Source organism: Streptomyces sp. NBC_00102, from assembly GCF_026343115.1.
Classification (GTDB): Bacteria; Actinomycetota; Actinomycetes; order Streptomycetales; family Streptomycetaceae; genus Streptomyces.
Genome location: NZ_JAPEMC010000001.1, coordinates 3,154,792 through 3,168,275, shown reverse-complemented (window position 1 = coordinate 3,168,275; position 13,484 = coordinate 3,154,792). Strand labels below are relative to the sequence as shown.

Below are 13,484 nucleotides of genomic sequence, written 5' to 3'. Positions count from 1 at the left end.
CTCACCCGAAGGACGACCCCGTATGTCCCTGGACCAGAGAACCGAGCCCCCGGCGCCGGCGGCGGACCCGACCCCCGTGGCGGACCCCGCACCCGCGGCGGAACCTTCCCCGGCGGCGGACGCGCGTCCGGCGGAGCCGGCCCGCGGTGCCGAGGAAACCGCCGGGGCCGAGCCGGCCCGCGGTGCCGAGGAAACCGCCGGGGCCGAGGCGGCTCCCGCCGCGGACGGAGGTCCGGCGGCGGGCCGTGACCCGGCGGCAGCGGCTGCCACCCGCACCGCGCTCTTCACCATCGCCGTGGCCGTGGGCGGAGCCTTCGTCGCCCAGCTCGACACCACCATCGTCAACGTCTCGCTGGCCGACACCTCCGCCCGGTTCGGTGCCATCACCCAGGTCCAATGGGTCGTCACGGCCTACCTGCTGGCCCTGGTCGCCCTGATGCCGGCCGCGGGCTGGCTGGCCTCCCGCTTCGGCACCCGCCGCACCTTCGTCGCCTCCGTCGCCGTGTTCGGGATCGGCTCGGCGGCCTGCGCCTTCAGCACGACACTTCCCGAACTGATCGCCGCGCGCGCCCTGTCCGGTGCCGCCGCGGGTGTGCTCGTACCGGTCGCCACCATCCTGCTCACCAGCGGAATGCCGCGCGAACGCCTCGGCCAGGTCCAGGCGCTGAACGGCAGCGTCATGCTGATCAGCCCGCTGCTCGGCCCCACCGTCGGCGGCCTCCTGGTCAACGCCTGGGACTGGTGGGCGGTCTACGCCGTCAACATCCCGCTGTGCTCGGTGCTGTTGGTGGTGGCACTGCGCCGTGTCCGCAAGGACGCGCCGCCCGCCCGGGGCGAGGGCCGCCGCCCGCTCGACGTGCTGGGCCTGCTGACCGCCGCCGCCTGCACGGTCGGTGTCGTCCTCGCCGTGCACGCCTTCTCGCAGACGGGCCTGTCCGCCCGCCCCGCCTCCCTGGTCCCCCTGGTGGTGGCCGTGGTCAGCGGTGCCGTCTTCGTACGCCACCAACTGCGCACCGAGGCACCGCTGCTGAACCTGCGGCTGTTCACGCACCGCGTCTACCGCACGGCCGCGATCAACATCTTCTGCCTCGGCTTCGTCCTCTTCTCCCCGATGATGCTGATCCCGCTGTACTTCGAGTCGGCGCGCGGCGAGAGCGCCGTCACCACGGGTCTGCTGATGTCGGCGGGCGGTACCGGAGTCGTCGTCGCGGGTCTCGCCTGCCGCCCGATCATGAAGAAGATCGGCGGCGGCACCACCGTGGTGATCGGGATCGTCCTCACCATGCTGGCCACCGTTCCGCTGACGGCCCTGTCGTCCAGCACGTCGTACGTACTGCTGTGCGCCGCGATCGCGGTACGGGGTCTGGGCACGGGCCTGACCATCGTGCCGGCCATGACCCGCGCCTTCGAGTCGGTCGAGCCGCGCTCCATCCCGGACGCCTCCACGCAGCTCAACCTGGTCCAGCGGATCGGCGGCACGTTCGCCCTCGCCGTGGTCACGGTCGTCCTGGACCGGGCCGCGCGGTCCCATCACGGGCTCGTACCGGCCGCGTTCGCCGACTCCTTCGGCCTGCTGCTCGCCGTGTACGCGCTCACCCTCGCCCCGGCCGTCGCCCTGCTGATCGCCGATCGCCGGGAGAAGGCGGCACGGGCCGCCGCGGCTCAGTAGCGGCGCAGCGGCTGGACCCGGTTGACCGCGTCCAGCCGGGAGGTGGCGCCGAGCTTGTCGAAGATGTTCCGCAGATGGCGCTTGACCGTGCCCTCCGTGATCCCCAGGCGGGTGCCGATCTGCCGGTTGCTCAGTCCCTGTGCGACCAGCTCCATCAGCTCCCGCTCGCGGAGGGTGAGCGTGTCGGCGGGCGCCGGCTCCCGTTCCGGCCTCGAACCGTTCGCCGTACGGGGCAGGAACATGGTCCTGCCGCCCGCCATCGCGCTGCGGATCGCGGCGACCAGGACGTTCCGGTCGGCCTCCTTGTGGAGGTAGCCCACGGCCCCCGCGGACAGCAGCGAGTCGATGAGCCGGCGGTCGTCGTGCATCGTCAGCATGATGATCCGCGCCTCGGGGGCCGCCTGGCGGATCCCCCGCAGGTTGGCGAGCGGGCCGGGCCCCGGCATCTCGACGTCGAGCAGCACGAGGTCCGGCCGGTGCAGGCCCGCCATCCGGACGCCGCTCGGCCCGTCGTCGGCCTGAGCGACCACCGTCAGTCCCTCGTACATCTCCAGGAGGTCGCAGAGTGCCTCGCGCAGCAGCCGGTGGTCGTCCACGGCCAGCACCCGGATGTCGCCGGAGGCGGCCGCTCCCTCGCTCATCGGGCGCCTTCCCCGGTGCCGTCCAGCGGGATGCGGAGCTGGACGCGTGTTCCCTGGCCGGGCTGGCTGATCAGCTCCAGGGTCCCGCCGAGGGCGGCCACCCGTTGCCGCATGGCGGTCAGGCCGGTGCCGTCACCGTCGCGCGGGTAGGGCAGCCCGACGCCGTCGTCGGTGACGGTGGCGTGCGCGGCGTCGGGGAAGACGCTGACGAGGACGTCGATGTGGCCGGCCCTGGCGTGCGCGAAGGCGTTGCGCAGGGCTTCGCGCACCACGAGGAACAGTTCCTGGCGGGTCTGTTCGGGCATCCAGGACTCGTCGCCGTCGATACGGGAGGAGACTTCGGCCGGCCGGTCGGAGGCGGCGGCGCTGTAGGCGTCGATCTCTTCCTTCAGACCGTCGTGCAGCTCGTCGACGCGCAGCCCGCTGACCATCGTGCGGGTGAAGCTGAACACGTCGCGCAGCGCCTGCCGGGCGTCCTGGAGTCTGTCGCGGGCGGAGGTGACCCCCTTCGCCCGCTCCATGGTGTACAGGTCGAGGCAGCGCAGCGCCAGGCCGATGCTGCTGCCGATGTGGTCGTGCAGATCGCGGGCGAGCTGGTGGCGGCGGGCGGTGCTGGCCTGGCCGACGTTGTGCAGGGTCGTCGACTCGTAGCCGATGGCGGCGGCGCTGACCCGCGCGAAGATGCCCTTGTGCAGCATCCGTACGGCGGTCAGGAACCGGGAGAGCGCGACCTCGGCGGGAAGCTGGGCGGCGGCCTCGGTCATCGTCTCGACCGCCACGTCGAAGAGCACGCGGGCCGCGTGCACCGAGTCGATCGGCGAGACCTTCTCGAAGGAGCGCTGCACACCGAGTGCCATGGAGGTGAGTTCGGCCTCCGCGGCGACCTGTACGGGCGTGCCGTGCAGCGTGGCGATGCACTCACCGAGGATCTGGCGGGCCTGCTTCTCGCAGGAGATCCACAGCTCCGGACGGAGGACCAGCGGATTGGCGGCCCTGCGCAGGCCGTCGGCGTAGCGGACCACGGAGGAATCGATCAGACAGGGCCGGTCGGTTGCCTGGTCGGCGGAAAGTTCCACGGTGCGCCCCCTCGATATGAGGAGTCGGCAGGGCCAGGACGGTACGACTCCCCACAATCACCCGTCCGGCGCGATCATACTAAGGGGCCGGTGATCAGATGGCGAGCTTGTGAAGAAAGGGCAGAACCTCAGACCAGGAGGAGCGCGCCCAGCGCGGTCAGATGGGCGGCGTACTGAGTCGCCATCCAACTCCGGTACGGACCACGAAAGTTGACGGGCTTCGTTTCTCCGTCCCGCATGCGGGACGGCCGGCAGTGTCCTGCCACGCACAGGGCGCCCACGGCGAACGCGACGGCCGCCGCGTCGAGCGGAAGCTCGCGCACCCACACGGCTCCGACCGTGAGGACCAGGGTCAACGCCCCGCCGGAGGCGGCGCAGAAGCGCCGGGCGCTGCGCTCGCCGCGGATGACGGCCAGGGTGCGACGGCCCGCGAGCGCGTCTCCCCGGGTGCTGCCCAAGTCCTTGGCCACGGCAGCGATCAGCCCCACGCCGAGCGAGAGCACCAGGGCGAAGACGGCTGCCTCGACGGTGAGCCGGCTGCCGGAGGAAGCGACCCCGGCGAGATAGGTGGTCCCGGCGGCGGCGCAGGTGACCGCGGAGGCCGACCAGGAGCGGCATTTGGCCGCGATCCTCGGTGCGGAGTAGGCGTATCCCAGGGCGAGGAAGACGGTGGTGGCCTCGAACACCCCCCACCCCGCCGCGCAGCCGAGCAGCAATCCGGCCAGCGCGGTCAGCACCACGGCCCGCCGTGCCGCCGCTTCGCTCAACCGCCCGCTGGCCAAGGGTCTTTGGGACCGGTTGGCCCGGTCCTCGCACAGGTCGCTCACCCCGTTGAAGACGTAGACGCTCACCGTCGCCGCCCACCAGGCCGCGGCGCCGATCAACAGGTGCGGGGCGTCGGGCCGGTGGTGCGCGGCGGACGAGGTCAGCAGCGCACCCGTGACGAACCGCAGCACGAACATCACCTGTACCAGCGGACGGGCCTCCCGCAGGCACAGCCGCACGGTGCGGGCCGTCGAGAGGAGGGAGGACCACGGGGCGTCGAACACCGTGAAGACGGAGGGGGACGAGGGGGCGAGGCGAGGCGTAAGGGCCTGTGTCATGGGGGGAACCTAAAGCGGGAATTCCTGGTTCCGTCGTGTGTCTTCCGAGGTACGGCGTGTGTCTTGGGGAGTACTCGCGTTGAATACGAAGAGCCCGCGCGCCTAGCGTCCTCAGTGTCGCAATCACGCTGCACGATGCGGAACTTCGGGGGTGCGGGAAATGGATTTCCTGGTTCTGGGACCGGTGGAAGTGCGCGAGTCGGGGATGCCGGTCCGGCTCCGCGGGATGCGTCGCCGCCGGCTTCTGGCGCTTCTGCTGCTGAACGCGCGTTACGCGGTCTCCATGGACGCCCTGGTGGACGAGCTGTGGCAGGACCCGCCCGCTTCCGCCCGCCACCAGGTGCACAACGCGATCCGTGATCTGCGCGCCGCCCTGGCCGGCTCCGAAGGCGCCGGACTGATCACGGTGGACGTCGGCTACCGCCTGGACGTGCCCGCCGACGCGGTCGACGCGCACCGCTTCACCGACGGGGTCCGTGCCGCCCGTGCCGCCCGGCGGGAGGGCCGCGACGTCGAGGCGATGCGGCTGCTGCAGGCGGCGGTCGACCTGTGGCGCGGCGACGCCTTCGCCGGAATCGACTGCCCGGCGGTGGCCGCCGTCGCGGCCGGACTCGACGAGCAACGACTCACCGCGGTGGAGGAGTTGATGGAGCTGCGCCTCGCGTCCGGTGAGACCGGTTCGCTGGTCGCCGAACTGTTCGCGCTGACCGCCAGGCACCCCCTGCGCGACGCCCTGCGCGGCAGCCTGATGCTCGCGCTGTACCGGGGCGGGCGGCAGGCGGACGCGCTCGCCGTCTACGACGAGGGCCGCCGGCTGCTCGCCGACGAACTGGGCCTGGAACCAGGCCCGCAGCTGCGCCGTCTGCAGACCGAGATCCTCGCGGACGCCCCGCGGGTGCAGCCCCGGACGCCCGTCACCGACCGGCTCGCCACCGGCCGGCCCGTGATCGACCTCCTCGCCACCGGCCGGCCCGCCACCGACCTGCCCGCCACCGACCGCCCCGGGGACCCGTTCGTCACCGACAGGCCCGCCGCCGACCACACGGCTACTGACCGCCCCGCCGATGACCGCCCCGCCACCGTCCGCCCCGCCGCCGACCGCCCCGCCGCCGACCGCCCCGCCACCGACCGCCCCGGCCGGGACAACTACCTGCCGCGTACCCTGCCCGACTTCACCGGCCGTACCACCGAGCTGGCGCTGCTCGACCGGGCCGTCGACGGCCAGAGCGCCGGTGCTCCCCGCACGGTCGTGATCGACGGCATGGGCGGGATCGGCAAGACGGCTCTCGCCGTCCACTTCGCGCACCGCCGCACCGCGGACCACCCGGACGGCCAGTACTACGTCGACCTGCACGGCTTCAGCCCGGCGCGTGCACCGCTCACCCCCGAGGAGGCACTGGGCGTGCTGCTGCGCTCCGACGGCGCCGCGCCCGACGCCCTCCCGGCCGGCCTGGCCGAGCGCAGCGCCATGTGGCGCTCCCGCCTCGCGGGCCGCAGCGCCCTGCTCGTCCTCGACAACGCGGCCGACGCGGCCCAGGTGGACCCGCTGCTGCCCGGCACGGGCGACACCCTCACCCTGATCACCACCCGCCGCAAGCTGACGGCGACCGACGGCGCCCTCTCGCTGCCCTTGGGCGCGCTCGCCCCGGCGGACGCGGAGACCTTGTTCCGCCGGATCGCGGGCGAGGCCTGCGCCGGATCCTCCCTCGACCGGACGGTCGCCCTGTGCGGGCACCACCCGCTCGCCCTGCGCATCGCGGCGACCCGCCTGCGCGACCGCCCTTCGTGGACCGTGCCGGACGTGACGGCCCGGCTGCGCACGAGCGCGGGCCGCACCGCGTTCCTGCGCACGGCGGACCGTGACCTGATGTCCGTCCTGGCACTCTCCTACGGGCAACTCTCGCACGAGGCGCAGGAGTTCACTCGCGCGCTCGCTCTGCACCCCGCCACCGTCCACGACATTCCGCAAGCCTGCGCGGCCACCGGTCTCGCCCCCTTCGCCGTCGAGAGCCTCTTCGACACCCTCCTCGACCACAACCTCGCCGACGAACCGAGCCCCGCCCACCTCACGATCCCCCCGCTCCTGCGGGACTGCGCCCACACCGTCACCTTCCCGGCCCACGACGCCACCCGCCGGCTGACGGCAGTGGCCTGAGGGGGGCCGGGGGCGGCCCTGGCCGGACGGACGACGAGAGGTGGGACAACAGCGAGGGGCCTCGCAGCAAACCTGCTGCGGGGCCCTCTGGGTCCGGGCGGCCCGGGCGAACACCTGGTCGGGGAAGCCTCCAGGACGCTCAATGCGGTCGAGCTTGGCGTCCCGGTCGGGGGCCGGGGACTCCTTCCAGGATTTGGTGCGCCGGAAGGTGATGCCGCGGCGGGCGAGCAGGCACCGTGTCGCCTCCCGGCCGATCCGGATCACGTGACCGTGGACTGTCCGCAGGCAGGCGGCGAGCTTGCGGATGGACCAGCGGGTGAAGGGCTGACCGAGCTTGGTCGGGCGGGTGGTGGCCGTCGCGACGACGAAGTCCTCGTCGTCAGGACTTAGAAGACGGGGACGGCCTCCTGCCCAGCGAGGGTCCAGGCAGGCCAGGCCGATGTCGTCGAACCGGTGGATATGTCGCGGACGGTGTCCTCGTCGGCCTGCACCAGCCTTGCGATCGCTGGACCCGATTCCTGCCGGCTGAGGCCCGCAGCATCATGGCGTGCCGGTAGCGCACCGAACCGGTGCTGCCCCGGCGCACGAATCTGCTGCGGTTTCTGCCCCTCCTGATCGGTCAGCCTGCGTGTGTACGGACAGGCCCAGCCATCACAACCCGACGATCGGACGGACACCACCGCACATCCAACCGCCGTGACCACTCGTCCGGCGAACCTTCCCGGTCAGAGCACTGGCGGCTCTCGGCCCTCATGGCGTGGGCACTCTCCTGCAGGGTCTCGCCTCCGGTCACGCACCGCTGGTGCTCGGTGCCTGACGGCAGTCCGATCTCGCCGGATCCCGGCGGCTTCAACTTCGGGGGGTGACGGATTCGAGTGCGCAGACCACCAACGTCGAAGGGCCCCACCGCAAGCTGCGGGGCCCTTCGACGTATTGCCCGGTGAGAGCAATGGCGGAGGATACGAGATTCGAACTCGTGAGGGGGTGCCCCCAACACGCTTTCCAAATGTTCGCCTGGGGGTCTGGAAGTGATCAGGAGCGTTCTGACCTGCGGCGGATCGAGGCGTCGGGTGGGTGATGGACGGCGCTGGACGAGGGTGAATGAGACCAAGACTGAGACCAGAGAGCCGGGTCAAACCTTTTTGACGATGATCGACTCCGGGACCAGCTTCTCCAGGTCGTCCACGTCCGAGGTGAAGACGGTGACCTGACCCTTCTGCTGTCGCGCGATGACGGCGAGCACCGCGTCGATCGCGTACTTGTGGCCGTGCAGCTTGGCGTCGGCCAGGAGTCGGCGAGCCTGGCGGGCCTCGTCCTTTCCGATGTCGGCGACCTTGAGCCGGGAGAGCACCCAGTCCCAGCGCTGCTCGGTGGTTCTGCCGTCGTACGCCTCGACCAGCGTCAGTGGAGACGTCACCACCTCGGCTTCACCCCGGGCCGCGAGGTCGAGCCAGGCGATCATCTTCCGGTCGCCGCGCACAGCCAGGGACAGGGCTTCGCAGTCGAGCACGAAGACGCGCAATGGCCGCTGCTTGTGCTCAGCGGCACGCTTCTTCACGCGGCCTCTCCGGCGTTGTGCTTTCCAGCGGCGCGGCGGCGCTCGTGTTCGGCGTCGAGGTCCTCCAGTTCCTCGAACGCTGCTGTGCGCTCCTCCTCAGTGAGGGGGCCGTGTTCCTCCTGCAGCCAGTCGGACAGTTCCCGCAGCCGGTCCCGGTCGCGCTTGAAGCGCAGCGCCTCGGCGACGTACGCCGACATTCCCCGTTCTGCCGCCTCCGCGCGGATCTCGTCCAGGAGATCCTCGGGAATCGTCACAGTTACCTTCTTCGTGGCCATACAAGAGACCATACTCTTGGTATCACACCCCGTACCAGTGCGTTCGCGTGACCACCAGGTCGGCGTTCAGGCGGTCATGGCGGGACGTGGGCTGCCTTGGAAGACCTGGCTGGTGTGCCAGGAACGATGGGCGGCGGCGATGGGGCGGAGGCCCGACTGGGGGCCGATGACCGGACGGCCGGCGAGCGTGATGACGTGCTCGCGGGCGGCGGTGCTGCGGCCGACGAAGCTCTGTGAGACCAGGATGCGGTGGCCCTCGCCACGGCCCTCGCCGAGACCGAGTACGCCTTTGTCGAACAGCTTGTGGTGCAGCGAGCACAGGCACAGCCCGTTTTCGAGGTCGTCCGGTCCGTCGAACGCCCACCAGCGGACATGGGCGGCCTCAAGCCCGACCGGCACCGTGCCGATCCTGCCGTCGTACCCGCAGAAGGCGCACTGGTACTCGTACGCCGTCAGGACCATCTCCCGCATGCGCCGGTCCCGCTGCCTGCGCTTGGCCGAGACCAGTCCGGTCTCGGCCTCCTCCAGTTCCAGGCCGACGGCTTCGCACAGCTCGCTGTGGAGGGAGGGCGGGAAGTTCAGATCGAGCAGCACCCGTGTCATCCGGCCGAGCAGGGACGGCTCCCGCCTTAGTGCCGCCCGTAGCTCCGGCGTCAGCCGCCCAGTGGCGCCGGTTGCGCGCAACTCCCTGACCCCGGTCCCGGGGCTGCCCGGACCGCGCTCGGTTCGCACCTCCCACACGCCGTCACTCACCAGATGATGGAAGGGATAGGCGGGCGTCGTCCGGTTCCCAGGACCGTACTCGGCGAGCAGTCGCCGCAGGTCCTGCTCCACCGTGCTGTACCGCAGCTCGTCGTCGGCGTCCTGCTGGAACCGGCTGAGCGCGTACAGGAACAGCAACGGCTTGTGCGGAGCACGCGCCCCGCTCCTGGTCCACTGCCTCAACTGCGCGGTGCGCTCGACCCAGTCCATGGTCGGCGATCGTAATGGCGGCTCGTCGCAGTGCGTGGTGTCGGGGCATGGCCGCAGTGACCGGCCGAACACCGAGCCACGACGCGGATCCCGGCTACCCGGGCATGATGCCGTGGATGCGGGAGAGGGTGAAGACCCGTTCGTCGTCGCGCAGGTGGCACCAGGCGTACAAGTAGGGCGGGTCGAGCACGAGCTCGCTAAGGATACGTACGGTCCGGTTGCCCGGCGGCGACGTACTCGACCGTGATGGCTGTGCCGACGTCGACGGCATGGGCGAGCTGGCGGACATCGCTGTACGCCAGGTTCTTCGCGTACGCGGCGACGATCTCCTCGGTGTCCGTGCCGTAGGGGACCCCGGTGCCGAACGGGTCGGGAGCCGGGAGTGTCGGCGGGGCGGCCCGCAGCCTGGCGGCCAGCGTGCTCAGGTCGACGGTCACCGGAGTCATCTGAGTTACCGTCGGCACGGACCGCTGCCGCTGGCCTGGGAGGGGGGACCGGGACCGGGGCGGTGGCACGTCGGCGCCGGGGGCTTCTCGACGCGTACGGTTCCGTCGGCCCTCTCGGCGACGGGGGCGTAGTCGGCGGCCCGGAGCGCGCGGCACATGAAACGGGTCCCGATGCCGCCAGTGCCTCGGCTACCTGCAGGTGTGGCAGCGCGAGTCCGGGCAGCACCGGTGGCCACCGACGCCGGGCGCTGAAGGCGGTCCGCGAGTTCGCCGAACGATCGTGGTTCCGGCGGGGACCCGGCATCCGGGCGAGCTGCCAGGACCCGCTCAAGCCGGTCGACTTCCAGATCGCTCAGCCACGTGGCCAGAGTTGATCCGCTGGGCTTGCCGATGGGGACATCTCACAAAGACGAGTGCCGGTGGTCTCCGACCGGAATCGGTCCTGCACAGGCCCAGAATGGCGGATCGCGGGGGACGCCTGCGTCCTGAGTCGGCAGAAACCCGCTTCTGAGTGAAGGCGATGTCCTGTGACTCGACCCGTCGACGGCAAGTCGGCGGAATGGAATGTCTCTTATGTCGGAAATAAATGAGACCAGAACTGAGACCAGCAACGTCGAAGGGCCCCGCAGCAAGCTGCGGGGCCCTTCGACGTATTGCCCGGTGAGAGCAATGGCGGAGGATACGAGATTCGAACTCGTGAGGGGTTGCCCCCAACACGCTTTCCAAGCGTGCGCCCTAGGCCACTAGGCGAATCCTCCGCCGCAAACAATACAAGACGTTGAGGGGTGCTCGCGAACACGTTCCCCGGGAGATCGTCGGGGCGAGGTCGCGTGGGTGGATCCGGGGGCCTCGGGGCCGGGCGGGTGGACCTGGAGGGGTGGGAATCGGCTAAGGTGGGCGTCAGCCCCTCACGTGGCGCTATCTGACTGAACTCCCCCAGGGCCGGAAGGCAGCAAGGGTAGGTTGGCTCTGGCGGGTGCGTGGGGGGCCCTTGTGTTTTCCGGGGCCTTGCGGGGGCTCGCGTCGGGTGGGGTCTCCCTGGCGCTCGGTCCCGATGGTGAACGGGAAGCCCGCCCGCCCCCGTCGAGAGTGTGATCTACATCTCGTCGCCCGGCCCGCGTCTCGGTGTGACCAGGGTCCCCGGTCGCGGGGGCCCGATGCGGAGCCGGTTGTCGGCCCGTCCCGATAACCTCGTAACTGTGTCGTCCCTTGCGCTGTACCGCCGCTACCGCCCCGAGTCGTTCGCCGAGGTCATCGGTCAGGAGCATGTCACTGACCCGCTCCAGCAGGCCCTGCGGAACAACCGGGTCAATCACGCGTACCTGTTCAGCGGGCCGCGTGGTTGTGGAAAGACGACCAGCGCGCGCATCCTCGCCCGCTGCCTGAACTGCGAGCAGGGGCCGACGCCGACGCCGTGCGGGACGTGCCAGTCCTGCCAGGACCTGGCACGCAACGGCCCGGGTTCCATCGACGTCATCGAGATCGACGCGGCTTCGCACGGTGGTGTGGACGACGCCCGTGACCTGCGCGAGAAGGCGTTCTTCGGCCCGGCCTCCAGCCGCTACAAGATCTACATCATCGACGAGGCGCACATGGTCACCCCGGCAGGGTTCAACGCCCTGCTGAAGGTGGTCGAGGAGCCGCCGGAGCACCTCAAGTTCATCTTCGCGACGACCGAGCCCGAGAAGGTCATCGGCACCATCCGGTCGCGTACGCACCACTACCCCTTCCGGCTCGTCCCGCCCGGCACCCTGCGGTCGTACCTCGCGGAGGTCTGCGGCAAGGAGAACAGCGCGGTCGAGGACGGGGTGCTGCCGCTCGTCGTACGGGCCGGGGCCGGGTCCGTCCGTGACTCGATGTCCGTGATGGACCAGCTGCTGGCCGGTGCGGGCGACGACGGCGTGACGTACGCCATGGCCACCTCGCTGCTCGGTTACACGGACGGGTCGCTGCTCGACTCGATGGTGGACGCCTTCGCGGCCGGCGACGGTGCCGCGGCCTTCGAGGTCGTGGACCGGGTGATCGAGGGCGGCAACGACCCGCGCCGGTTCGTCGCCGACCTGCTGGAGCGCCTGCGTGACCTGGTGATCCTGGCGGCGGTACCGGACGCCGGGGAGAAGGGGCTCATCGACGCCCCCGCCGACGTGGTGCAGCGGATGTCGGACCAGGCGTCCGTCTTCGGAGCCGCCGAGCTGAGCCGTGCCGCCGACCTCGTCAACCAGGGGCTGACGGAGATGCGCGGCGCGACCTCGCCGCGCCTCCAGGTGGAGCTGATCTGCGCCCGGGTGCTGCTGCCCGCCGCCTTCGACGACGAGCGTTCGTTCCAGGCGCGCCTCGACCGCCTGGAGCGCGGCGGCGCCTTCGCGGCGGCGGCGGGAGCGGGCCTGGGAGCCGGAACGGGCCTGGGAACGGCCCCCGCGCCGATGCAGGCACCCCCGATGCAGGCCGCCCCGATGCAGGCACCCCCGATGCAGGCCGCCCCGCCCGCGATGGGGTACGTGCCCGGGCCCGAGGCGCACCCGGCCATGCCGGCCGCGCCCGCTGCCGCCCCGTACGAAGCCCCCGCGCCGCAGGCACCCGCGCAGGCACCCGCACCGGCGCCGGCCGCCGAGTACGCGCAGCAGCCCCCGGCCCCCGCGGCGCCGCAGCCGTCCGTGGCGCAGCGGCCCGGCGCCTGGCCCACCCCGGCGGCCGCCGGTGGCGGGGAGCCGGCGCGCCGCCCCGGCGGCTGGCCGACCGCCTCGACCCCGGGTGCCGTCGCGCCCCGCCCGGTCACCCCGGCGCCCGCGCCGTCCACCGGTGCGCCGGTGCCCGCCGCTCCGGCCGGGGGGCAGGACATGGCGCAGGGTGCCGGACAGGTGCGGAGCATCTGGCCGGACATCCTGGAGGCGGTGAAGAACCGCCGCCGCTTCACCTGGATCCTGCTCAGCCAGAACGCCCAGGTCACCGGGTTCGACGGCACCACGCTCCAGATCGGTTTCGCCAACGCGGGAGCCCGTGACAACTTCGCGAGCAGCGGCAGCGAAGAGGTGCTGCGGCAGGCGCTGGCCGAGCGGTTCAACGCCCAGTGGCGCGTAGAAGCCATCGTCGATCCCTCCGGCGGCGGTGGCCAGCCGGTGCAGGGCGGCGGTGGCCGTCCCGGTGGCAGCGCCCCCGCGTACCAGGCCCCGGCGTACCAGGCCGCACCCCAGCAGTCGTACGAACAGCGTCCCGCGCCCGCGGCCGCACCGCAGCAGCCCTACCAGCCTCCGCAGGCGCAGCAGCCCCAGCAGTCCCAGGGGGGCGGGCAGGGATCGGGCGGTTCCGGGCCGGCGCCGGCGGCGTACGAGCGGTCCGCGCCCGAGCCGGTGCACACGGTCGCGCCTGAGGACGACACCCCGGAGGCCGACGACCCGGACCTCGTCGACTCGGCGCTCTCCGGGCACGAGTTGATCGTCCGCGAGCTCGGTGCCACGGTCGTGGAGGAGTTCACCAACGAGTAGCGGGGCCGGGCGTCCCGCTCTCCGGGAGACAGTCCCTGGCCCGCCCGCCGCGCGCCCCCGGCCGCCGGAGGCTCCCGTCCACGGACCGGCGGCCGTCGAGGCCCCGC

The 13,484-nt window shown here is 71.8% G+C and carries 11 protein-coding genes, 1 tRNA gene, 1 other RNA gene and 1 pseudogene; 4 read left to right on the top strand and 10 right to left on the bottom strand.

What is annotated here, in order from left to right:
• Positions 1-22: 22 nt before the first annotated feature.
• Complete coding sequence (locus OHA55_RS14120; protein WP_266706301.1) at positions 23-1,669, top strand: DHA2 family efflux MFS transporter permease subunit; 1,647 nt, start codon at positions 23-25, stop codon at positions 1,667-1,669.
• On the opposite strand, the gene OHA55_RS14115 is transcribed toward OHA55_RS14120, so the two are convergent.
• From OHA55_RS14115 to OHA55_RS14105, 3 genes are all read right to left on the bottom strand, one after another.
• A complete protein-coding gene (locus OHA55_RS14115) occupies positions 1,663-2,310 on the bottom strand; it encodes a response regulator transcription factor (protein WP_266706299.1) in 648 nt (215 codons plus the stop codon). The genes OHA55_RS14120 and OHA55_RS14115 overlap by 7 nt on opposite strands.
• Entirely contained in the window at positions 2,307-3,386 is a 1,080-nt protein-coding gene (locus tag OHA55_RS14110) for a sensor histidine kinase (RefSeq protein ID WP_266706297.1), read from the bottom strand. Before OHA55_RS14110 ends, OHA55_RS14115 begins: the two co-directional genes overlap by 4 nt.
• A gap of 128 nt (positions 3,387-3,514) precedes the next feature.
• Positions 3,515-4,489 (bottom strand): UbiA family prenyltransferase, encoded by a 975-nt coding sequence (locus OHA55_RS14105; protein ID WP_266706295.1) that lies wholly within the window; start codon positions 4,487-4,489, stop codon positions 3,515-3,517.
• Positions 4,490-4,649: 160 nt separating this feature from the next.
• On the opposite strand from OHA55_RS14105, the gene OHA55_RS14100 reads away from it, so the two are divergent.
• Positions 4,650-6,644, top strand: coding sequence for a BTAD domain-containing putative transcriptional regulator (locus OHA55_RS14100; protein WP_266706293.1), 1,995 nt, complete (start codon positions 4,650-4,652; stop codon positions 6,642-6,644).
• A gap of 105 nt (positions 6,645-6,749) precedes the next feature.
• Here OHA55_RS14100 and OHA55_RS14095 read toward each other — a convergent pair.
• From OHA55_RS14095 to OHA55_RS14070, 7 genes and pseudogenes are all read right to left on the bottom strand, one after another.
• A pseudogene (locus OHA55_RS14095) lies at positions 6,750-7,267 on the bottom strand (transposase); the annotation flags it as partial.
• A 509-nt stretch (positions 7,268-7,776) separates the two neighbouring features.
• On the bottom strand, positions 7,777-8,202 hold the full coding sequence (locus tag OHA55_RS14090) for a PIN domain-containing protein (protein ID WP_266706291.1): 426 nt from the start codon (positions 8,200-8,202) through the stop codon (positions 7,777-7,779).
• Complete coding sequence (locus OHA55_RS14085) at positions 8,199-8,477, bottom strand: CopG family transcriptional regulator (protein WP_266706289.1); 279 nt, start codon at positions 8,475-8,477, stop codon at positions 8,199-8,201. The genes OHA55_RS14090 and OHA55_RS14085 overlap by 4 nt, the downstream gene beginning before the upstream one ends.
• A gap of 66 nt (positions 8,478-8,543) precedes the next feature.
• Positions 8,544-9,449, bottom strand: a complete 906-nt coding sequence (locus OHA55_RS14080) for a phosphorothioated DNA-binding restriction endonuclease (RefSeq protein ID WP_266706287.1) — start codon at positions 9,447-9,449, stop codon at positions 8,544-8,546.
• Positions 9,450-9,543: 94 nt separating this feature from the next.
• The gene (locus OHA55_RS36505) at positions 9,544-9,639 is read right to left on the bottom strand and encodes a WYL domain-containing protein (RefSeq protein WP_323180409.1); all 96 of its coding nucleotides are present in this window, start codon (positions 9,637-9,639) and stop codon (positions 9,544-9,546) included.
• 7 nt (positions 9,640-9,646) lie between these two features.
• Positions 9,647-9,895 carry a hypothetical protein gene (locus OHA55_RS14075; RefSeq protein WP_266706285.1) on the bottom strand — a complete coding sequence of 83 codons (249 nt, stop codon included), beginning with the start codon at positions 9,893-9,895 and terminating at the stop codon, positions 9,647-9,649.
• A 670-nt stretch (positions 9,896-10,565) separates the two neighbouring features.
• Positions 10,566-10,653 (bottom strand) — tRNA-Ser (locus OHA55_RS14070).
• Between the two features lie 141 nt (positions 10,654-10,794).
• On the opposite strand from OHA55_RS14070, the gene ffs reads away from it, so the two are divergent.
• Positions 10,795-10,891, top strand: an RNA gene (gene ffs / locus OHA55_RS14065) — signal recognition particle sRNA small type.
• 203 nt (positions 10,892-11,094) lie between these two features.
• On the top strand, positions 11,095-13,377 hold the full coding sequence (locus tag OHA55_RS14060; RefSeq protein WP_266706283.1) for a DNA polymerase III subunit gamma and tau: 2,283 nt from the start codon (positions 11,095-11,097) through the stop codon (positions 13,375-13,377).
• The last annotated feature ends 107 nt before the right edge of the window (positions 13,378-13,484 follow it).

Bases quoted from the DNA above. Each gene is read 5' to 3' on its own strand.
- OHA55_RS14100 (WP_266706293.1), top strand. From the start codon at position 4,650: ATGGATTTCCTGGTTCTGGGACCGGTGGAAGTGCGCGAGTCGGGGATG.
- OHA55_RS14105 (WP_266706295.1), bottom strand. From the start codon at position 4,489: ATGACACAGGCCCTTACGCCTCGCCTCGCCCCCTCGTCCCCCTCCGTC.
- OHA55_RS14075 (WP_266706285.1), bottom strand. From the start codon at position 9,895: ATGACTCCGGTGACCGTCGACCTGAGCACGCTGGCCGCCAGGCTGCGG.
- OHA55_RS14085 (WP_266706289.1), bottom strand. From the start codon at position 8,477: ATGGCCACGAAGAAGGTAACTGTGACGATTCCCGAGGATCTCCTGGAC.
- OHA55_RS14115 (WP_266706299.1), bottom strand. From the start codon at position 2,310: ATGAGCGAGGGAGCGGCCGCCTCCGGCGACATCCGGGTGCTGGCCGTG.
- OHA55_RS14120 (WP_266706301.1), top strand. From the start codon at position 23: ATGTCCCTGGACCAGAGAACCGAGCCCCCGGCGCCGGCGGCGGACCCG.
- OHA55_RS14080 (WP_266706287.1), bottom strand. From the start codon at position 9,449: ATGGACTGGGTCGAGCGCACCGCGCAGTTGAGGCAGTGGACCAGGAGC.